Origin of the sequence: Pontiella desulfatans, assembly GCF_900890425.1 — a bacterium.
Taxonomy (GTDB): domain Bacteria; phylum Verrucomicrobiota; class Kiritimatiellia; order Kiritimatiellales; family Pontiellaceae; genus Pontiella; species Pontiella desulfatans.
On record NZ_CAAHFG010000001.1, the window covers coordinates 2,299,728 to 2,321,756 of the forward strand.

The window sequence follows — 22,029 nt, forward strand, 5'->3', positions numbered from 1 at the left end:
ATGCTCCTCAGTTTAATCAATGCAGCTGCGGGGTTTCCTTGACCCACTCTTCGATCAGCATCCAAAGCTTGGAAACTTTTTCGGGATGTTTTGTGGCGAGGTTGCTACGGTCATCCGGATCGGCTTTCAGATCATAGAGTTCTTTGCCCTCGGGTTTGGCAATCAGCTTGTCCCAGCCATCCACCACGACCCAGGCTTTCAAACCATCGACGATATCCCCGCGCTTATCGAGATTGATGTCGTGCTCATAGACATCGACAAAGATGCGGTCGCGCTTTTTCAAGGCTGACGGAACGCGCAGGTCGAGGCCGGACATCTCCGCTGGCGGCTTAATGCCGCACGCGTGCAGAATGGTTGTGGCAATATCAATATTGCTGGCCAGCGTTTCCTTATCGCGCAAGGGCTTTACCGTATCCGCGTGGGTGATAAATATCGGCGTGCGAATCCCCGCTTCGTTCGGCTCGCGCTTGGAACGGATGGAGCTGTCTTTCCGTTCCGGATTCTGCACCCAGCCATTGTCGCAGGTGTAGACAAAGATGGTGTCTTCATAGAGTCCCTGTTCCTTGAGGTGTTGCACAATCTGGCCGCACCCTTCATCGAACCAATCAACGTTTGCCCAATACCGCGCGGTGGGTTCGTTGGGCGCGATGTCCTTGTATTTATTGTAGAAGCGATCCGGTGCGTCATGCGGCGAGTGCGGAAGGAAGACCCCATACCACAGGAAGAAGGGTTTCTCTTCAGCCTTGGACTTTTCAACGATGTCGTGGAACGGCTTCATGGTCGCCCGGCCGATCCGCAACCCGACATCGCCGTGTCGCCCGCCCTTGAGCGCATTGCCGTGCGTCATGGCATCGGTGAACCCATGATCCAGCGGATTTTCCTCCCACCATTTCCCCGTCTGCAGGGTCAGGTATCCATTATCCCGGAGGACTTCGATAAAGGTGGTGCATTCCGCGAAAGGTTCCGTCATCTCTGTTCGTAGCTCCCCGAACAGTTTTTTATCCGCCTTCCGGTTCGTCCCCTTCGGCATCACCGGATCATTACCGCGAATCCCCGTCTCATGCGGATACAAACCCGTAGCGAGACTGGCCAGCGAAGGACGACAGAGCGGTGCCGTGACATATCCCCGCTCATAAAGCAGACCGGCTTCCGCCAGCCTGTCCAGATTCGGGGTCTGGATATGCTCATGCCCCATAAAGCCATAATCATCCCACCCCTGGTCATCGCTCAGGATAAAGACCACGTTGGGCTGCTTGGCCGAAGCCGTAATGGATGCAATGGCAACAATGGCAACTCCCGTTACAACGAGCATCCTTTTAATCTTAAAAGCGTACATAGTTCTCCTTAGGTAACTTTTCCAACCCCTCTGTGTGCTTCCCAGAGGTTTAAACCGATCATGGAAATTTATCTCAAAAACAAACCCGCACAGCAATGCAGGCTAAGTTCAAATCGTTGAAATAGCGAGAACTCCGCCCCTTGTGAAGAAACGTTGGGAGCGGGGACTTCTCGCGTGACCATGTTGTACGCACCCCGTGAGCCGGCACATTGTGCCCCTAAGGCTGAGCACCGAATCGTTCTGCCTCAAAATGTTTCTGCCCGAATCCGGCCTCATGGATGCTTCCAACGGAGCGGGGGCTTTCGTGCCCCCGTCGGGGATAGGAATGTCCCCGCTCCCGCACAAGACAGGAATCGGCACCGTACCGCAGGCGTCCCGCCTGCCCCGCCGAACGGGCAACCACCGCGCGCCCCCAAAACCGCTCGCGCTCTTTTGCATCTACCCTCAGAAAGGGGTCAAGAAAGGGGTCACCCATTAGAGGTTCCGGTCAAACACAAAATACCCTTCCATGGTCGTTTCTCAACGACCTGCTTATTTCCCTTTTCGTTGATCGGTTCTGCGTTAATCCCCATCGCTGAACGTTTGCTGCCATCAGGGTCTTCGTCGCGTGGTTTGCCGCGTGATTCATCACGTGGTTGTTCAGTCACCCATCTGGATCTCGGATGCCGGCGGCGAAGGCAACCACCTGCGCTTTGTGCCGCATCCCCATTCCGCTATTGCAGAACCAGAAAACCTTCTGTACCCGTCCACCGCCCATTCAGTCAAAGTGGTTTGCCTTCGGTCCCGCATCTGCGGGTCCTCCGGGTTTCCAGACCCTTGGGGGCTGGCAACGGGGCAACCCCGTTTCAAACGATAGAGTTGGGACGCCGCCGGATTCCAATCAGAACACTGGTTTTACCAGACCCCTTTCCGGTTCCCGGCGGCATCCCGTTTATCCAAACATCAGCTTTTCATCAAAATCCTTTCCGTTCATTACATGCCACATCGCCTTGGCCAACTTGCAGGCCAGCGCTTTTTTCGCCTTAGGCACGCCGCTCGTTCTTTTTTTACGTTCGTACCAGGCGTGGATGCGCGGGTTGAAGCGCGCGGCATAGGTTGCGGCCTCAACGAATGCCCATGCGAGATAACGGTTGCCGTTCTTCGCGTTGTTTTTCCCCTTCTTTTTTCCGTTCGAACTGCATTCACTTTTTACCGCCCGGCAGTAGGAGGCGTAGTCGCCCGCGCTTTTGAAGCGGCTGAAATCCCCGCTCTCAAGGGCGACAAGCATTCCCAGCGCAACCCCGATTCCCGGAACCTGCTGCGCCCGTCGGTATTGCTTTGTCGGTTTTGCGACTGCCAGCACCTGCTGCTCGACCTTTTTCGCCAGGCGATCCGACTCACGGATGGCTTCAAGCAGGGTTTCGAGCTGAAGCTGAACGAATTCGTCGAGTCCGGTGGCCTGAATATCTTTTAATGTCCACTGTTCCAACTTGCGCGCACCCGGTGCATCCAGGCCATAGCGTTCGAGCAGGCCGCCGAAGCTCAGCAGCACCTGTGTCCGACGGCGCACGAACAGCTGTCTTCTGCGCAATGCATCGCGTACGGGGCGTGTTTCCTTCGGATAGATGTAGCTTTCCGGAAAGATACCCAGCCGGAGCTGCTCGGCCAGCCAGTCCGCATCCGTCAGATCGTTAGTGATCTTGATCCCCTTGTTCCGACGGGTATGCGCCCAGCAGGCGGCGTGAATGATGGTCTCTTTTTCTTTTTGATGTTCCGGACGGTTCAGCCACGCCGGATAGGCGGCATACCCATCGGTCTGAATATATCCTTCATAATCGGTGAGCATCGGATCCAGGCATTCGGCGGCCCGGCTCGGGAACCATTCAAACAGCACGCCGGCCCCGGGACTGTGATAGGCCCATAGGTATCCATTGGGACAATGGTCCTTTTCCGTGTCCTGGTATTTTATGAATGTTTCATCGATCTGCATGTATCCGCTTTGCCGGATTTCATTGCGGAGCGCTTCATAAATCAGAGTCAGCCAATCGGCGACCAGATACATCCAGTTGCCCATGGTTTTGCGGCTGATTTCAATATCGTGGCGGTATTTCAGCGTCATCTCCTGCCGGTAAAGCGGAAGATGGTCACAGTATTTGTTCAGAATGATGCTCCGGATCAGTCCGGCGGAAGCATAGCTGTTCGGGATCAGCCGCTTCGGGGCAGGAGCAATGAGCGGTGCGACGTTGCGGTCATCTACTTTGATATATTTTTCGCGGACGATGATGCGGCGGAAGTATTGAGTCGGCGTAACGTCGAGTTCCTCAACGGTTTCCTCGCCAATCTTTTTATAGCTCTGCGGATCCGCCTGCACTTCATCCGGAACGATAACGACGCGCTCGGTCGGGAGATCTTCAGGGATACGCTCTTTAAGCGGTTTGCGCTTACCGCGCCGGGATTCCTTTTTTTCGTCGAGCTCTTCGAGTTTTTCTTCGGCTTCGTCGAGAGCATCCTGCATCTCGCGAAGCTCTTCAAACGCCAGTTCCATCTGGTCCGGGGTCAGTTTTTCACTGCTGCGCCCGAATATCTTATTCATCAGATAACGGACCTTCTCATGCAGAAGGCGTATTTCAACCTGCTGATCGGTGTTTTGCGCAAGCAGCTTATCAAAATTTTCCCGGTTGAATTCCATGCCGTATATTATACCAAAACCGACCGGAAAATGGCGGCATCAAGAGCAGGAAAAATGCAAAAAAAATCAGCGCTGATACCACGGCTTAAACGATCCCTGTTTCAGATCGACTCCATCGAGCAGCAGCGCCAGCGCCTCGGGCGCGAGATCAAGCTTCTCGTTCGCGGCAACGCCCTTCGGCCAGCTAAAGCATCCTTTCTCCAGCCGCTTGATGGCCACCCACATACCGGTGCCGTCCCAGTACAGCGTCTTGATCCGGTTCCGACGACGATTCGTAAACACATACAACGCCCCTGAACACGGATCTTCATTCAACCGATCCAGCACAACGCCATGAAGGCCGTTAAAACTTTTTCGCAGGTCCACCGGCTCCACCGCCAGGTACACCCGGATAGAGTTGCTTAATCCAAACATCCGGCCGCCTCCCGCAGAACAGCACCGAGTTCTTTCGGCGATGCAACCGGCACCATCACCTCAATCCGGTTCGGCAGACAGATCCGCACCTCATCCGGCTCGGCGGCATCAGGCCGCAACTCCACCTCGTAAAAAGCAGGTTCCTGCTCCTGTCGTTCAAGGCGCAACCAACGAGCCAGCGTTTTCGGATTAATATTCCATTCCCGGCAGAATGCCGCCTGAGTTAGCCCGGCACCATTGAACTCTTCGATCAACTCCCGGCGTTCCTCCTCTGTATAAGAGGCTCGCCCCATTCCATTGCTTTCATTCGTATCCATGCCCGACAAATTATCAGGCTTCCCCCGAGCTGACTACGGGGAGGAGGAAGAGGCGTATACCCTTCCCTGCCGAGAACCCACATTATTTAATCGCCGGAACAATAAGGGGAAAAGGGGGCGCGCGCGAGGCGAGACGAAGTCAAATAACACAAAGACCACAATTTGGCTCTTGCCTCTTTGTGGAGGGCGAGGTTCCATCCGAGCCGCCCGCCGAACCGAATCTTTTTTTAGATGCGGGAATGGAGGTAGGGGTCGCAGGAGATAAGCACCTGATTCATTTCCCGATCTGCAACGAAAAATCCGCTCTTCCTTCCGGAAGATCGAACTTCCAGAAGCCGTTGCCCAGATCCTGCGCGGGCACATTCTTGGCCTTAGGCGTTCCCTGGGCGCACCAGATTACCAACGGGCCGCTTTCGACCATGCAAACCTCCAAGGATTGATCCGTTGCCTCGACCGACTTTACGGCCACGGGCGAAAGATATTTTTCGCGTGCACCAATGACGGCCCATCCGTTTTGAACCGGGGCGAGCAGCAACAGGCAATCCGAAAAACCGGTCAGCTCGACGCGATAGGGCTTGTCGAGTTTCTGGCCGGAACCCTTGCGCCAATCGAAACAAACCACCCCCTCTTCCGGCAGCACCCACGAATCCTCACGTGGCTGGCTCATGCCGGAGGCATGCGCATAATCGGCCGCCGTGACTTCGGTCTTTATCGTTTTATCGCCCGGGTGGAACAAGTTATACGCAACAATCGCCGCGCATTGGTTGGCCAGCGGGGCGATCACGCGGAACGCCTTGCCGCTTTTATAGACATCCAGCATCACGGAATCCGGTAGCGGGAACCCCGGGGCCAGCGGGCGCAGCAGTTCGCCATCCCGATAGGCCAGCGGGCGGATGAATGCATCGCAAAAGTCGGACGGATTATCGGAGAGATAAATCGGTGCACCGGACATGGCCTTGGAGATGGCCATCAGCTCGCCGCAATCCGGATCGGACGAGTGGAACATGTCGTGGTCCGGCCAGACGGTCTGGCCCTGGAACAGGGTGCACACATACGACTGCTCGATGTGCGCCTTGGCCTTGGCCAGGTCGTTGAGCTTGTAGTCTATGCTGACGCGCGACACGGCCGAGTAGCGCGTACCCAGGACCTGGGGCGTTCCCTGGCTCATGCAGTTGATCATGCCCTGCGGCATTCTTGCCTTCACGGCATTTTCAAGCGCCTCCGACATCCAGTTGTTGACCTGCACGCTGCTGTCGATGTTCCCCTGCTTGTTGTTGTAGAGCGACTGGTTGTCGATCTTCACGAAATCGAATCCATAGTCGGCCACCGAGCCGATGAATGCATCGTAGAAGCGCTGCGCGCCTTCCTTCGATTTTCCCGGCCCGAGGTTTTTTCCAAAGGGGATGAAATCCTTGTTCAGCGCCCCGAAATCATTTTGTTTGTGGATGCCGTTCCAAAGTCCCATGTAGGAGTGCCACAGACCAAACCATTTGATTTTATCCTCTTTGCGCATCGACAGGAGCGGTGCCCATCCATTCGGAAAGGTATTTGATTTCGGCGCAAAACTTTTCAGGGATAACTTTTGCTCAACCTGGAATCCGTCATCCACCAAAAACCAACGGATCGGCAAACCGCTTTCTTCAATCGTTTTCGCAGCCTGAACAAGTTTGTCGCTATCGATCTTTTTCCTGAAATGCTCCCAGGAGCACCAGCCTAGATACTTCATCGCTTCCGGATAGGTTTTATTCATGCGCCAGTCGGTGGAACCCTCCAGTTCGTCGATGGCCAGCTCCCACGCCTTGTGGAGCGAGCGGTACATGTCCGGCTCCTTCGCCCAAGCCAGCAGCGGAACGGTTCCGCTCTCCGCGCCTTTGCCATAGTTGCCGAGCACCAGCTTAAGCTCGCCGTTTTCCGAGGTGTCCAGCCAGCTCATGACCGAGCCCTTGCCGAGGGTCAGCAGCGTCAGATACTCGCCCGATTCCAATTGATAGAGGGCAAACATGCCCTGCGACTGCGCCCCCCTGCCCACGGTTCCACACGGATTCTTGGAAAACGGTTCCGCAAACAGCGTGGACATATCGTTGTTGTATACAAACCACGGCGTCATCTGGTTGGCCAACCGCGGCCACTTGAAGTTGGAGCCCAATCCCCCGCCAAAATAGGCGCCACGCTCAAACGCCGGCAATGTGACCGCAAACTCCGCCAAGGTGCCATCCGTCGGAGTCCCGGAAAAGTTTTCCACCCGATAAACCCCAGATCCCGTATCCGAACTAAAATCAAATGTAGCCGCCGGGGCCGACAAGGCCCCAGCGACGCACACCAATCCCAATAGTTGAATTGTTTTACTCATATCCATATTCCCTTTTCGTATTAAAAAACCGTGCTCTATCGGTCGACACTCTACCGGACTGCTTCCAGCACCACGGCGGCGCTGTCGTATTGGCGCGAGAACAGTAAGGGGACGCCGCTTTCCATCCAAGCCTCTCCGCTTTGACTCCGCTTGGCTCCCGAGGCCACGCGCGGCGTGTTATCGTCCTTCGGTAGGTTGACCTCCGCCAACGTGTAGATCCGTTTGGGATCCAACCCCGAAACCGGCGCGGCAAACCTTATCGACTTATGAATCTTGCCGGTCTGGTAGGCCAGCACCATACACTGTGTTTTGTCTTTCGACACATAGTTCATCGAAGGCGTCGGCGAATCGAACGGATGCGCGTGGCGGTATTGGTCGCCGAGCTGCACCACGGGGCGCACCTTTTTATAGGTCTCGATGCCTACCCGGCAGGCGTCGAGATATTCCGGCGTGCATTTGCGCGTATCGACCTCCATGCCGAGCTGCGACATCATCGAAACATCCACGCGGAATTTGGTCTTAAAGCCCTTCCCCTTATGCGTGACGTGCGAGGTGATGGTGTTCGCCGGAAGGAACGAAGAAAAGTTCCACTGTGCGCCCAGGCGATAAAGCGGATCGGTGTCGTCGCTCGGCCAAAAGGTATGGCTGTAGCGCATGGCGCCGAGGTCGGCCCGCCCGCCGCCGGCGGCGCAGGCTTGGAAATCGACGTGCGGATGCTTTTGCGTCAACTCACGCATCACCTTCAGATAGCCGTCCATGTAGGCATTCAGCAAATTGCCCTGTTGGCCAGCGCCAAGGTATGGCGAATAACCATTGTTAATGTTGGAGTTGGCATCCCACTTCACAAAGCGGATGCGCGGATATTTCGTCAGCACCCGGTCCACTGCATCGAACATATATTTCTGCACGGCGGGATTGGCGAGATCCAGCGCCATCTGGGTGCGCTGCTTCGAAAAGGCACGGTTCGGATAGCGCATCACCCAGTCCGGATGTTTTTTGAACAGCCTGCTGTTTTCATTGATCATTTCCGGCTCGAACCAGATGCCGAATTCAATGCCCAGCTTATCCGCCGCCTTCATGACGCCATCCAGCTCACAGGGGAAACGTTTGGTATTAAACTCCCAGTCGCCCAGTCCGGCACGGGTATTCACACGCGCTTCCTTGCCGTTGCCAAACCAACCGTCGTCCAACACATAGAGTTCAATGCCGAGCTCCGCACTGTCTTCCATCATCTCGATGATGGCTCCCTCGGAAACCTTCAACCCGCACCCTTCCCATGAATTGTTATCCACCAGACGCAGCCGCGTTCCGTTTTTGAGGAAATAGTTGCGGGCCCAATCGTGCAGCCGCCGGCTCGCCGGGCCTTTGCCTTTTCCGCTCAGGGAAAAGACGCAGACGGGCGATGCCGCGCGTTGTCCGGCATCGACCACCGGTTGCCCGGGCTGGTTTACCCCGATGCTGGTCTCCAGAATTTCAGCCGAGTTGATTTCATAGCTGAAGCGGCTGCTACCCGTCCAATCCAGCGCGGCGATCATGCACGGCCCGTCGGTTTCGCTCGGCTGTTTCCCGAACCCGAGAATGAAGGCGGGAACCGGTCCATGTTTATGACGGTTGCCATCGCGGCTTTCGAGCAGGCGCGTCCCCCGGCCCAGTTGTTCACGCAACGGAACCCCGGCCGTATTCCACTGTTCGCTGGCGAACCACTCCAAAAAAATCGGATGCTGCGCATCGGCATGCCAATACATGGAATCGAGGCGCGGCAATTGAAGCGGCTGATCCATACCGTTCTTCACCACCAACCACTGCTCGAAGACATCCACCTCGGCATAGGCGCGCAGATGCAGTTCAACTTTCAGCGGATAGACCTGGTCATTCAACTCAACCACGAGGTGCTCGATGCCGGGTCGCTCTTCCTTGACGGCGTGCGATTGGTAGACCAGCTCGATGGCCCGGTCGCCATCGGGCAGCAGCCACTCGATGGGGCCCGCATAGCGAGGGCCATTATTGTTGCCCGCCGGCTCGATCGGAGGCTCGAACGGAAACAGTCGCCCGCCCAGCGGCGACGTCCACGAACCATCCTTCATGCCGACTTCTTTCAGCTCCAACACATCGCCTTTGGCGACCGCATATTCAACACGAAAATTCGCGGTCTCCAGCTTGATTTGCTTCCCCCAGGCAGCCGACACCGCCATGGTCGAAACCAAGAGTCCAATAATCCATCTGTTGCCCATGTAGTTTACTTCCTCCGCACAAACCCGCCCAACCAACGGAAACACACTAAAATCAGCGAGGAATTTAGCATGGAGTCCCCGAAAAAACCTATCGCCGGAAATGGGTATTCTACGGCAGGAGTTCGACCCGGAAGAAGCCGTTTTCCAGCGCCGCGTCTTCCACCTCGTGGCTGGTTTCGTTGGAAACCGCATCGGTCGGAACATTGGATGCCGCAACCGGCCAGTTGTTGACATCATCCAGCAGGCTGGAGCCTCGGCAACCTCCCCCGGCTCTGAAGGCCGCAACGGATCCGACGGAATAAAGAAAAGCGGAACACATGTGTTCTACGTTGATAAACGAAATCTTTTCGGACTACCGTTCCAAGGGGTTGCGGGGACGCCGGACAGGCACAAAAAAGGTTCATGTCCCAATTCCGCGTTGAGCACCTTCGTTTCATCATACGCACCTTCAGCGAGCACGGCCATTTCGCCTGGAGGGTGTCACCTGAATGGACACGTTGGCGAGCAGGCTCTCGGCCATATCGTTGTGGGTTTTAAAGGAAAAGCTGTCTACACCGGCAAAGCCGGGGTTCGGGGTATAGACCAGGTTCGGGGCCTTGCCGGAAAGCGTTCCGTTGGCGGGTTGGCCATATTTAAAGACCGTAAACGACAGATCCGTTTTCCGAGGATCGGACCCCGTCAGCGTGATGGCTTTCGGCGTGTCTTTTACAACCTGGACCGCTTGCGAATCGGCGATTGGCTTCCAGTCCCACGTCAAACGCGACGTTTCATTTTCCACATCCAGCCAGACGTCCACATGCTCAAACGAACGGGTATAAATGTAGCCGTCCTTGACTGGGGGGCCGAGCGGCTTTCCGAGGGGGTTGCGGAACTCGTCAAAGTGCGCTTTAGCATTCCAACAGAATTCCGGCATTTCGGGATCCGTACTCGTCTGGTACTGGAAGTAGGAATAGGGTTCCGCAGTAATCAGGAAAAAGGCCAACGGATACTGGAAGGCTTGTATCATTCCCTCACGGATCTCCTCCTCCCGGCCTGCTGCCACGAGCTTATCGACTCGCTCATCCTTGCTTTTGGTTCTATGCCACTTAAGGCCCCTGAAATTCGTGAACACGTCAAAGCCCTTTACCCGCGCCTCGCGGATCAATTGCAGGCTGGCACAAACGGTATCGGCCGTGGTCATGGTCACCAGACTGTCTCCGTTTACCTTTTCCCAGCTTTCCAAATAGGTGCCATTGAAAATATGAAGCAGTTCGCGGTTTCCTCCCGAACGATTCGTGCGCAGAATGTTCCCCGTAAGAAACGCGTCTTTTGGAGCTCGTTCCATGAGATCGATATATGACTGCACTTTCCCTTCAGGGGCTTCGAGCTCCCCGCTGTCATTCAGAAGGGGCTCTTCGCCGCCGTTGGCCTTATCAATGAAAATTCCGTCGATGTTGGGGTCGTTCAACAGATCGACAGCAGTATCCACCCACCATTTTCTGAAGTCAGGGTGGTCATGGTTATAGGCATTCTGTTTTCCACTATAGGTGATGTACTTTCTCTTGCCGTTTTCATCGAGTGTGTAGTCGAACCACTCTTTTTTATTTAGCTTTTCATCCGCCGAGAAATCCGTGAAGTGAATACCCGCATTACGGTAGGTTGTGAGTAGCACATCGGGGTTAAAAGACTTCAGCAGGGCGGCCATTTTCCGGACGCCATCGTCTATGAATTTACTGCCGTAAAAACTGTTTCCTCCCAATCCTATTTTCGCATAGGTCGTTGCCATGATCCTGGCATAGGATGCGGGCAACGCCTTCCGACTATTGACTCGGGCCGTCATGGGAAGCGTATCCCAGGAAAACTCCGAATGCAGCCGCTTGGTCACCTTAGGGTAATCGCTCAGATGCTGAGGGCCAGTCGGGTATACGGAGTAATCATTTGCCTCGCTGTTCATATGATCCGGCAAGTCCGATACGAACAAACGAAGAGCCACCTGATTCACCCCGACTTTTGAGCTGGCAACCGACGTAACCAGCAATGGATATTCCGGCTTGAACCCGATGCCTAAATTGTTGCTCCGCTCCCATGCATTCAAGTTTTCCCCTTCGCCAACCATAAGGACATGGTTCTTGCCTCCATCAGTCTCGGTCATCTGCATCCCGACAAAATGACCGATGTCCCCCACTCCCGGAGTAGACAGCTTCAGGTTTTCCACACTGAACCTGAGCGTTTCTCCGGCATCCAGGTCAAGATCCTTACCTACACCCCAGCCGGCTTTGTTTCCTCGCACGGCAGCAGGCTTTCCCAGTGCAGTCATCGAGGCGGCCTCTGAGCCTGCATCGTAAGAATAAACCGAACCGGCAAAACCCGCTACCCGAAGATCAAACGATACGGTGTCGTTGGCACCATCTCCGTCGAAATCCGATCCAGACCATTTGACGGCATGAACCATGTCATCTCCGTCCGTGTTTGAGGAATAGCTTAGATCCGGAGAAGATAGGTTGCGGATGCGCCGTCCGGTGTTGATTTGTAAATCCAGGGGTTCTTCCCCCGTGCCTCCGGTCGCGACGAACCAAAGCGTGCTGGATCGCTTCGCGACATCATCGATCACCGTCAGGTTCAGGCTATCTTCATCCATCGTGATGATTCCGCCGCCTAACCCTTTAATGGAGATATTCTTCGGATCAAACGAACCGCTTACCGAGGAAAACGTGATCAGCTCCAGTTGATTCCCACCCATCGTGTAGTGGCTCAGGTCAATCTCCAGCTTGGCGCCCTTTTTAAGAGTGAGTTTATTGGCAACGCGAATCGTCTGAACCGGTTTGGTGTTAAAATCAAACCGCAGCGTCCCGGAAGAAGATACTGCAAGGTCTTTTGCAACGATTGCCGGAGCATTCCCGAGGACGCTCAACGAACCCTTTCCAAGATAAAGCCCCCCGTCAACCTGTAGAGTCCCGGTTCTCAACTGAACGGAAGAGTCAGAGGCAGCGGCATCGGTTTTTCCTGCGATTAGATCGCCCTTAACCACCATAACCGCCTCTCCGCGCCCGCGCAGCAGCAGATGCCCGCCGCCCGCGCCATTCTCTGCGCCAAGAACAACCGCATCGCACAGCAACCCGCTACGCGTCACCTCAAGCAACGCGTCATCACTCAAATGTAGGGAACACGGATTACTGGCTTCCACCAGGGTGGCCACGACCGGCGCAACCGTTCGACCGCTCAGCAGCACCCGGTCTCCGGGCTTCGTGCCGGGAACCCGCCCCGTCGACCAGTTACCCGAACTATTCCAGTTACTGTCAACCTTGCCAGTCCAGGTTACATCCGCACCCTGAACACCAACGGACAACACCGTTAAAACGGCCAGCAAACAACCATTTTTGATTAACTGTTTCATCGTCTCTTCATGCCTCGACTAGTATTAATGTTTTCAACATCGTTCCTCTGATCCGGCCCGGCCGTGCTGCGCCCGCGCTTCACATCGGATTCCAGCTGGGCGAGCAGACGGTTGAATACTTCGGGATGGCTTTCGTAGAGATTCTTCTGCTCACCGGGATCCGCCTCCATATCGTAGAGCTGCGCCGGGGAATCATCGGCCATCGTTTCCTTGGTCCAGCCGCCGGATCCATTCGTCAGAAGAATCTTCCACTTGCCTTCGCGATAGGCAAACCGGCCACTCACGGAATGGTGCACCACTCCTTTTAGTGTTGAAACCATCGGCTTGCCCAGGAGCGCAGGCGCAAAACTGACGCTGTCCTCACCCGCATGATCAGGCAGCCGGGCACCGGTCAACTCGGCACAGGTCGCCATCAGGTCGGTCAGGCAGATGATTTCATCGCTGGATGAACCGGCTTTCACACCGGCAGGCCAGCGAACAATGAACGGCACACGGTGGCCGCCGTCCCAAATGTCGGATTTGGATCCGCGATACCTTCCGTTCGGGTAATGGCCCTGCTCCTTCAAAAACTCAACACCGCCCTTGCTCCCCCTGGCACCATCGGCCACCTTCGAACAACCATTGTCGCTGGTGACAATGATCATGGTGTTGTCCGCAAAGTTCGAGGCATCCACGGCGGCCGTAATCCGACCCACCACGGAATCGGTATGCATCACAAAATCGCCATACACGCCCAACTCGCTTTTTCCCTGCCACTTCGGCGACGGCAGAATGGGCGTGTGCGGCGACGTCAGCGGAATATACATGAAAAACGGTTTGTCTTTCGTCTGTCGACCAATGTATTCAGCGGACTTTTGGCCAATGATATCCAGCACCTCAGCCGCCTCAAACCCGGGAGCCGCAGGCCCCTTGCGCTTGGGATAGAATTCTTTGATCTCCGTGGCTTCCCCGACAAAGCGGTCGTTCTCGATAAATATATAAGGGGGCATATCCAGCGAAGCCGCAATGCCATACCAGGAATCAAACCCGAGATCCACCGGCCCGCCGGTGATACGAGCTTTCCAATCGGCTCCTTGATTCGCAGTTGCCTTCCCTTTGGTCGGCGTTCCATCGGGTTTTTGCAGCCCGAGCCCCAGATGCCATTTGCCTACGATGGCGGTGTTGTAGCCCTGTTGCTTCAGAAGACCGGCAACGGTCAGTCGATCAGAAGCAATCAGCGGCTGGTCCAAACCATGCAGCACGCCGCTCTGCAAACGGCTGCGCCAGTTGTAGCGACCGGTCAGAACGCCGTAGCGCGTCGGGGTGCATACCGACGAGCTGGAATGCGCGTCGGTAAAGACCATCCCCTGCTTTGCCAGCCGATCCATTCCCGGGGTTGGAATCTTTCCCTGCTCCGGATTAAGCGCATGCACATCGCCGTAGCCGAGGTCATCGGCGAGAATATAGATAATGTTGGGCTTATGGACTGCTCCATGAGCCGCAAGGCTCAACGTCACAACGCATATAAAAAAAACAAATTTATTCATAACTCACTCTGTTTCAGGTTATTTATTGTTCCGTTTTCTCTTCCGCTCTGTAACAGCTGTAAGGTTTTCGGTTTGCCCCGCATGCGCGTTATTCTCGATCTCAGTATGGCGCTTACTCCGGGTGGTGTACCAGTGATATTTTCCTTTTGCATCCGGGTCGGTTTCGATTGCGCAATCGTATTCAACAACAATTACGGTATTACGGAAATCCGGTGCTTCCTTCGGAACTTCGACCGTTGTGAAATGGCCCTTGGCGTCATACTTAACCGGCAGCGCGTTGCGTTCGGCATCCGCGAGGAAGTAGGCCTTGATCGGCTTGCCGACGACACCGTTAAAATCAATCCCTTCGGGCTTCCACTCCAGAACGTGCAGGTACAGTGTTTTGTCCTTCTGAGTAATACCGCCCCACCAGAAATCAAAATCAACCGGCGAGCAGGTCGTCCCATAGATCGACTCACCATTCACCTTCATCCATTCTCCGACGGCCGCCAAGCGCTCCGTCTCTTCCGGAAGCAAGGTGCCTTCCGGTGTCGGCCCCACATTAAGCAGCAGGTTTACGCCGCGTGCGCCGCACAGCGCCAGAAATTCGATAATATCCTTTTCACTTTTCCAGGCATCGTCGGTGCGGTCATAGCCCCAGTTATGGCGCATGGTCATGCAGGTCTCGGCATCTTCTGTCATACGCTCCGGCGGAAGCTCCCGATCGCGGAGAGAATTAAAGTCAGCATATTTTTTCTGGTTCGCCGGAACCCCGCGATTGTAGAGGCGGCTGCAGATGACGGCATTGGGCTGCAGCTCACGCACCCGTGCACCCTGCGCATTGGCTTCAATCACATCGCTGCCGCCGGTATCAAACCACAACACCGACATCTCGCCATAGTTTGACAACAGCTCTTCCAGATTATCCTCGACCAATTTAAGATATTCCTCGTTCGTCAACGTCCCGGGATTATCCTTTCCACGGCTACGATGATACCAGTCCTTGAACTGGGAATAGTACACGCCGAATTTAATGCCCTGCTTCGCACATTCCTCAGACAGTTCCTTGATAATATCGCGCTTGAACGGTGAGGCTTCCATAACATTGTAATCGGTCGCCTTGGTATCAAACAGGCAGAAACCATCATGGTGCTTGGAGGTGATGACCATATATTTCATGCCGGATGCTTTGGCAACAGACACCCATTTTTCAGCATCGAATTGAGTCGGATTAAATTGGGGTGCCAGGGTCTCGCGGTATTCCTTACCCGGAACCTTGGCGCTGTTCATCACCCATTCTGCACTGGCCCCGCCCTGCTCCTTACCGTAGTCCTTGCCTTTCCATTCTCCTCCCGCGACCGAATAGAGCCCCCAATGGATAAACATGCCGTAGCGAGCCTCACGCCACCACTCCATGTGGGAATCTTCCTCAGCAGCAAAGGCACCCCGCATGGGGGTTGTTAGTAATAGGAACAATAGACAAATATTTTTTTTCATATAATTAACCGTATATTTTGATTCTCGACCTCTCCATCCGAGGCCACTCTATTTCATAGTAAAACGCAAGAGGGTATGATTTTCTACCGCAACCTGCCTATCGCACGTCTGTGCGATTCCCGGTACACTGACGGGCATGCGGCTTTTACTCGCTCAGCTTAAAAAACATCTGGGCATCGCTACTAATGGTGTTGGTATACGGGGAAACAGTATTTGTAACAAGTCCCCATCCATCCGCATCCTGCAAGTTGGCATTGGTCAGTAGGTTGTAGCTTCCGCCGCCGTCCCAGGACAGGCTAAGCGAACCGCCGGAAACACCGAGGGCGAGCTCAGGGCCATCCGTCGAATCTTCCACGACCACGATGATTCTAAAATCAACATTATCAACGCCCCAGTTAAATGGGTTGGACGTCCCGCCGGTAGATGCATCCGAGGATACATAGAGCGACCCCGTCCCCACATCCAGGGTTCCTGATTCCTGATTGGGTCCGTTCCAGTCCCAACCCAGCAAACCGGTGCCTTCGCCAAAGACCGTTTGATGGGAATGGCCGGCCGTTTCCTCCAACAAAGCTGAATAGAAACCGGCCGGAACCGCACTTCCGGCTTTGGTTGTATCCGTGAGGGATACCGCCATGTTTTCAACCATAAATTCCAGGGTTTCGCCATCGTCCATATTCCCGCCCACTGAGAAACGGGCCCCGCCCGCAATAGCAACGGCCTCGTTCGTTGTGCCGATCGTCGCAGACGCCTCATTGCTGCTGGTATTCGCCGTCTCGGTTCCGGAAGCGGTTACTGAGCCGCTCCAGCCTTTGACGCGCACATCAAAGGTCACCGTATCGTTGGCGGCATCGCCGTCATAGTCCGCGCCGGTATAGACGATGGAATATACATAATCGTTACTTGCGGAAATGCCTGTAACCGTCAGGTTGTTGGTGCTTCCGGCGACCTGCAGCGTATTGGAACTTGTAGACGCATTAAGGTCTATAAAGGAAATCATCCCCGCATCAGGCGCCATGCCAACCGTTCCGTGCAGGATGACCTTGTCGAACAAGGTATCAGAACCATTCGTTCCATTCCCTCCATAGATGTAGAGGCGGAATTCGACGGCCTCGCTCAGACCCTGGAATTTTGCATCAACCAAACTGATCACGTTGTTGATGTACGTATCGATCGTCTCGGTTCGGCCCACTGCAATTTCCTGCCCTTCAACAAAACCATCCACCGAAGAGAAGAGTGCCCATCGCTCCGCCGCATGGTTCAGGTCATTGACCCGTGTTCGGAAAGACAAGCGGGATAGATCCAACAAACGACCGTCTGCAGGCGTAACGGTGAAGGTCATGTAGTCATTTGTGGCGATCGCCGTGTCCAGTTCATCTCTATTGCCCATGTCGGTGAAACCGAAGGCCGTCCGCCACCCGCCGAACGAAAACGCATTTGCAGTCCCGAACGGGTTGCCTTCCGCATCGGCCTCTTCTGTCAGGGCATTATCGCCATTGTGAACAACAGGGATCAGGCCGGCTCCTACGCCATAATCGCTGGCGGTCACATCGACCGCCACAAGGGTTGCATTCGTCGTGGCGGCATCCGCCCCGTCATCAAAGTCATATCCGGCGATAATATCGGAAACCAGAATCGTTGCGGTGGCCGGGGCGCTGTCCAGCCCACCGTCGTTCATGGTGAACGTAAAGCTGTCCGTTCCAACATAACCGTATTCCGGCGTATAGGTCAGATTCGGCGCCGTTCCGCTCAGCGAGCCATGAGCCGGAGCACCCACCGCATAGGTGAAGTCGGTATCGCCATCCGCATCGCTGCCGCTCAGTGTGAGATCTACCGGAACGCCCATCGCGGTCATGACGCTGACGTCGTTCCCAACCGGCGCATCCTCATTTGCGTTCGCAACCGAAATGGATACAGTCGTCCTCAGGCTTTTGGCCATATCGTTATAGGTTTTAAAGGTAAAACTGTCCTCCCCGATAAAGTCGGGATCGGGCGTATAGACCAGATTCGGAGCGGTTCCGGAAAGCGTCCCGTAGGTGGGATGCTCATGAACCGCATAGGTAAAGTCGGTCCCCCGCGGATCAGAACCGGTCAGGGTGATGTTTACCGAGCTGTCTTCATCACAGTTTACGCTCTGTGCATCCGCGGTCGGCATCCAGTCCCAGATCAGCTGGCATGCATCGTTTTCCACATCCAGCCAGACATCCACATGCTCGAACGAGCGGGTATAAATATAACCGTTTCGAACCGGCGGCCCCAGCGGTTCGCCCAGCGGATTGCGGAACTCGTCGAAGTGGGCTTTGGGATGGTAACCGAACTCCTCTCCTGTATCCACCTGATAACTGAAGTAGGAATAGGGTTCCAGCGTAATCAGGTGATAGGCCAGCGGGACCTGAAAAGTTTCCTGCATGATATCCCGCACCTCCTGCTCGCGCCCGTCCGCTACCATGTCTGAGGCGTCTTCATTATCGCTTTTATGCCATTTCAGCTCAGGATAATTGACTTCCACAAAATAGCCCTTCACCCGCGCCTCTCGTATTAATTGTATACTGGCGCAAATCGAGTCGGCACGATTCATCATGACCAGGCGATTTCCATTTTTTGCCCAGGATTCCAAATAGGATCCGTTGTAAATGTGAAGAAGCTCGCGGTTTCCTCCAAAACGCTGCGTGCGCAGAATATTTCCGTTCAGAATCGTTCCTTCCGGACACCGTTCCTTGAGGTCTATATACGACTGAACACGCCCGTCCGGAGCCTCGAGCTCACCGGCATCATTCTGCACGGGATTGTCGCCGCCGTTCGCTTTATCGATAGAAATCCCGTCGATGTTGGGGTCTTCAACCAGGCTGGCCGCCACATCGACCCACCACTTCCGCAGACCTGGATGGTCATGGTTGTATTGATACTGCCCACCGCTCGCGGTATCGTATTGCCTGTTTCCATCTTCATCGAGGGTGTATTTACACCATTCTGCCTGATTAAAATTAGTATTGGCCGCCCACCCGTTAAAATGAACGCCCGAATTGCGGTACGTCATTAAATGCACATTGGGATTAAAGGATTTAAGCTGAGCGGCCGTGGCATGTATCCCCTCTTCGTTATATTCATATCCATAATCACTGTTCCCTCCCAGCGCCAATCTTGGATAGCTTGTTGCCATTAACTCGGCGTATTCATCGCTTAAGGGAGATGGGGCACTTACGCGAGCCGCCATCGGCAGGGTATCCCACGAGAAATCCGGATAATTAATGTTGGTGGCCGCCGGATACTCGCTGATATGCTCCGGTCCCGTCGGGTATACAGAATAGTCCCCCGTTTCGGTGCCCAACACATCCGGCTGCTCCGACACAATCAATTTAACGGCGATCTCGTTCACCCCCACTTTTGAGCTGGCAGCCGAAGTGACCAGCAAAGGATATTCCGGAGCAAACCCGACGTTTAAATAATTACTCCACTTCCATGACTCCAAATCGACTCCTTCGCCGACTATCAGTACATGGTTATTACCCCCATTGGGCTCAACCATTCGCATCCCGACAAAACTGCCGACATCGCCTACCCCCGGAGTCGACAGCTGCAGGTTTTCCACACTGAACCGGAGCGTTTCCCCGGCATCCAGATCTTCATCGGTTCCTACGCCCCAGCCTTCACTGTTGCCACTGACGACAGCCGGGCTTCCCAACATGGTCATCGAAGCGGCTCCCATATTGGTCGTTCCGGAATCCTCGTAGGTAAAGGTTGAACCGGAAAATCCTTCCACCCTCAGGTCGAACGAAACCAAATCATTAACGCCGTCCCCATCAAAATCGGAACCGCCCCAGGAGGCCGAATAGACCATGGCATCCCCGTCGGCTGCAGCCGTATAGCTCAGGTCGGGAGATGACAGATTGCGGATTCGCCGCCCGGTATTGATCTGCAGGTTCAGATTATCTGTTCCGTTCCCTCCCGTTGCAACGAACCAAAGGGTGCTGGACCGGTCGGCTACACCATCATCCACGGTCAGGTTCAGGCTGTCGCCATCCATGGTGACGACGCCCCCGCCCAGGCCAACAATCGTAATGTTGGCCGGATCAAAAGAGCCGCTCACCGAACCGAACGTCATCAGTTCAAGCTCGTTATCGCCCATCGAGTAGTGGCGCAGATCAATCTCCAGCGTTGCGCCTTCGGTAATGGAAAGATGGTTCAATACCTGCATCTGGCTGACAGGAAATTTTCCAAATTCAAACCGCAGAGTGCCGTTCGAAGACACGGTAAGGTCATACGCCTCGATCGCAGGATTGGAGCCCACAATACACAGAACACCGTTATCGACAGCAAGCTCGCCTTCAACCGCCAGCGTACCGATGCTCGCCTCCACGGAGGATTCGGATACTGCCGAAGGATGCCCCACCCGCATATCCCCTAAAACCGTCAAATCCGTTGCGTCACGACCAAACAGCCTCAGGTGCCCGCCGCCCACTCCGGCCTGCGTGCCCAGCATGATTTCATCGCAGACCAGACCGCTTTCGCAAACTTCAAGCGTTGCTTCGTCACTCACATGCAGAGAACATGAATTGGTTGCTTCCACCAACGTGGCCACCACCACCGAATCGTCTGCGCCGTTTAAAATAACCGTATTGCCAGGTTCCGTTCCCGGCACCATTCCCGACGTCCAGTTGTCAGCAATGCTCCAGTTGCTGTCGTACGTGCCGTTCCAGCCTACCGTACCCTCCGGCATGAGCCTTATGGAAAAATGAACATGCCCTACGCCCCATTCTTTACGGAGAGCACCATCACCATCATCAAACGAGGATACATACAGCGTTTCCGGGTTGAGGGCATTACCTTCCGAAGTCAGATCAACGGTCCTGTTTCCATCAAAACCAAAATGCGAAATGCCCCGGCCATAATCACCTAACCCGATCAGTGCATCATGTCCGCTGCCGTTCACCTCATCCAGGTAAACCTGTGCAAAACCGACAAAGTCCGCAGTTAATCCGCCACTCACCGTTGCATTCTCGATGCTGAACTCCAGACTCTCATCATAGTTCCAGTTATCGTCATTCGCTCCAAAAACGCCCCAGGAATCTTCGCTGTTCAATTGAACCAGTGCACCCGTTGCGCCGAGAATGGCCGTTTGCGCATCATTCGGCCCGCTACCGACAAAACCTTTGACCCGCACATCGAACGAAAGCGTGTCGTTTGCCAAATCTCCGTCAAAATCAGCGCCCGTATAGGTCACCGAATAGAGGTAATCATTATTCACAATGGCCCCCGAAACCACCAGATCAGCCGTACTGCCGCCGACATTCAGGGCATTTCCTGATAACGCGGAATTAAGATCCGTAAAATTTAACGTTACCGCATTCCCCTGCGCAAATCCCACAATAAGCAGACCGATAAATCCCGTCATCCATTGCATTAATTTCATTGCCTTCTCCTTTTTTCAAACAGCCGGCAACCCCGAGCATTACAGTGCCCCATAAGCACCTTCTAAAAAAAATACCCCCTTCAGCTTTATTTGAACTATCACTGAAAAGGGTATTTCCGGATGTGCCGTTTTCCTGAAGCGTATTCAGGCTTACATCATGAACCTGCGGCGGATAAAGATAATCCCAAAACCGCTGGCCATAATCATTCCCATTGTTGCCGGTTCCGGGATGATCGTGGTGATACCAAAATCAAGACTACTGACTCCCCATCTGTCGTTACCGCCGGTTGCTCCTGAGATATAAAGATTTGAAACATCCCCGGTGGTCAGTTGCTGTTCAGATGACTGCCCCCACCGGTGCTCAAAGAGGCCGGTTCCCGAGCCGACAACCGCTATGTGATTGTTTTGATTATACTCTTGGGAAAATGCCGCACTGAAACCGTCAAAGGTTGCACTTCCACCCTTATAGGCCAGGTTCGCCACACTAAATTTAAGGGATCCGGTCCCTTCCATACTGTTACCAACACCAAATGCCGCCCCGACAATGGTGCCGCCAGTAACCTCCCCGACAGCCGCACTCGTTGTCCCGATGGTCGCCGAACCGCTGGTTCCAGTTCCATTCCCAGTTAAACTACTCGTGATTACGCCCCCCGTATACCCCTCCACGATCAGGTCAAACGTCAGGGCTTCTCCCTCAGTATCGGTATAGCTGATCGCAAAGTTGTAGTTATCGCCCACGACCGTTCTCGTGATGCTGTTGATGGTGCCGCCGATTGCGCCGGCGGTGTTGGTGCTCACTCCGTCCACGTTGCTCACATTATTAAAATTCGAGAACAAAACGGTATCCGCCTGCACGATTCCCACCAGAAATAGGCCAAGGAGCCCTAAACTAATTGTTTTTTTCATTTCACATTCATCCCATAGGTGGTGC

12 protein-coding genes are annotated in these 22,029 nt (G+C 54.6%); all 12 read right to left on the reverse strand.

Translation table 11 applies throughout. The features are described 5' to 3' along the window. Nucleotides 1-16 precede the first annotated feature (16 nt). On the reverse strand, nucleotides 17-1,312 hold the full coding sequence (locus E9954_RS08320) for a sulfatase-like hydrolase/transferase (protein ID WP_342793756.1): 1,296 nt from the start codon (nucleotides 1,310-1,312) through the stop codon (nucleotides 17-19). Nucleotides 1,313-2,267: 955 nt separating this feature from the next. Continuing rightward, entirely contained in the window at nucleotides 2,268-4,004 is a 1,737-nt protein-coding gene (gene tnpC, locus E9954_RS08325) for an IS66 family transposase (protein ID WP_136078737.1), read from the reverse strand. A gap of 66 nt (nucleotides 4,005-4,070) precedes the next feature. Beyond that, a complete protein-coding gene (gene tnpB / locus E9954_RS08330; RefSeq protein ID WP_136077478.1) occupies nucleotides 4,071-4,418 on the reverse strand; it encodes an IS66 family insertion sequence element accessory protein TnpB in 348 nt (115 codons plus the stop codon). Then, entirely contained in the window at nucleotides 4,406-4,735 is a 330-nt protein-coding gene (gene tnpA / locus E9954_RS08335) for an IS66 family insertion sequence element accessory protein TnpA (protein WP_136077477.1), read from the reverse strand. Before tnpA ends, tnpB begins: the two co-directional genes overlap by 13 nt. A 274-nt stretch (nucleotides 4,736-5,009) precedes the next feature. Continuing rightward, nucleotides 5,010-7,085: a Sip1-related alpha-galactosidase gene (locus E9954_RS08340; protein WP_168442090.1), complete on the reverse strand. Its 2,076-nt coding sequence runs from the start codon at nucleotides 7,083-7,085 to the stop codon at nucleotides 5,010-5,012. 50 nt (nucleotides 7,086-7,135) lie between these two features. After that, the gene (locus tag E9954_RS08345) at nucleotides 7,136-9,316 is read right to left on the reverse strand and encodes an alpha-galactosidase (protein ID WP_168442091.1); all 2,181 of its coding nucleotides are present in this window, start codon (nucleotides 9,314-9,316) and stop codon (nucleotides 7,136-7,138) included. Nucleotides 9,317-9,425: 109 nt separating this feature from the next. Beyond that, a complete protein-coding gene (locus E9954_RS32375) occupies nucleotides 9,426-9,635 on the reverse strand; it encodes a hypothetical protein (protein WP_168442092.1) in 210 nt (69 codons plus the stop codon). A gap of 129 nt (nucleotides 9,636-9,764) precedes the next feature. Next, a complete protein-coding gene (locus tag E9954_RS08350) occupies nucleotides 9,765-12,689 on the reverse strand; it encodes a putative glycoside hydrolase (protein WP_136078740.1) in 2,925 nt (974 codons plus the stop codon). Then, a complete protein-coding gene (locus tag E9954_RS08355) occupies nucleotides 12,686-14,215 on the reverse strand; it encodes a sulfatase family protein (RefSeq protein WP_136078741.1) in 1,530 nt (509 codons plus the stop codon). The genes E9954_RS08350 and E9954_RS08355 overlap by 4 nt, the downstream gene beginning before the upstream one ends. A gap of 18 nt (nucleotides 14,216-14,233) precedes the next feature. After that, nucleotides 14,234-15,610 carry an alpha-L-fucosidase gene (locus tag E9954_RS08360; RefSeq protein ID WP_222847103.1) on the reverse strand — a complete coding sequence of 459 codons (1,377 nt, stop codon included), beginning with the start codon at nucleotides 15,608-15,610 and terminating at the stop codon, nucleotides 14,234-14,236. 226 nt (nucleotides 15,611-15,836) lie between these two features. Beyond that, a complete protein-coding gene (locus E9954_RS08365) occupies nucleotides 15,837-21,098 on the reverse strand; it encodes a putative glycoside hydrolase (RefSeq protein ID WP_136078743.1) in 5,262 nt (1,753 codons plus the stop codon). Nucleotides 21,099-21,248: 150 nt separating this feature from the next. Continuing rightward, nucleotides 21,249-22,004 (reverse strand): PEP-CTERM sorting domain-containing protein, encoded by a 756-nt coding sequence (locus tag E9954_RS08370; RefSeq protein WP_136078744.1) that lies wholly within the window; start codon nucleotides 22,002-22,004, stop codon nucleotides 21,249-21,251. Between the last annotated feature and the right edge of the window lie 25 nt (nucleotides 22,005-22,029).

Excerpts from the sequence above, each read along its gene's own strand:
- E9954_RS08320 (WP_342793756.1), bottom strand. The coding sequence starts at position 1,312 with ATGCTCGTTGTAACGGGAGTTGCCATTGTTGCCATTGCATCCATTACG.
- tnpC (WP_136078737.1), bottom strand. The coding sequence starts at position 4,004 with ATGGAATTCAACCGGGAAAATTTTGATAAGCTGCTTGCGCAAAACACC.
- tnpB (WP_136077478.1), bottom strand. The coding sequence starts at position 4,418 with ATGTTTGGATTAAGCAACTCTATCCGGGTGTACCTGGCGGTGGAGCCG.
- tnpA (WP_136077477.1), bottom strand. The coding sequence starts at position 4,735 with ATGGATACGAATGAAAGCAATGGAATGGGGCGAGCCTCTTATACAGAG.
- E9954_RS08340 (WP_168442090.1), bottom strand. The coding sequence starts at position 7,085 with ATGAGTAAAACAATTCAACTATTGGGATTGGTGTGCGTCGCTGGGGCC.
- E9954_RS08345 (WP_168442091.1), bottom strand. The coding sequence starts at position 9,316 with ATGGGCAACAGATGGATTATTGGACTCTTGGTTTCGACCATGGCGGTG.
- E9954_RS32375 (WP_168442092.1), bottom strand. The coding sequence starts at position 9,635 with ATGTGTTCCGCTTTTCTTTATTCCGTCGGATCCGTTGCGGCCTTCAGA.
- E9954_RS08350 (WP_136078740.1), bottom strand. The coding sequence starts at position 12,689 with ATGAAACAGTTAATCAAAAATGGTTGTTTGCTGGCCGTTTTAACGGTG.
- E9954_RS08355 (WP_136078741.1), bottom strand. The coding sequence starts at position 14,215 with ATGAATAAATTTGTTTTTTTTATATGCGTTGTGACGTTGAGCCTTGCG.
- E9954_RS08360 (WP_222847103.1), bottom strand. The coding sequence starts at position 15,610 with ATGGAGTGGTGGCGTGAGGCTCGCTACGGCATGTTTATCCATTGGGGG.
- E9954_RS08365 (WP_136078743.1), bottom strand. The coding sequence starts at position 21,098 with ATGAAATTAATGCAATGGATGACGGGATTTATCGGTCTGCTTATTGTG.
- E9954_RS08370 (WP_136078744.1), bottom strand. The coding sequence starts at position 22,004 with ATGAAAAAAACAATTAGTTTAGGGCTCCTTGGCCTATTTCTGGTGGGA.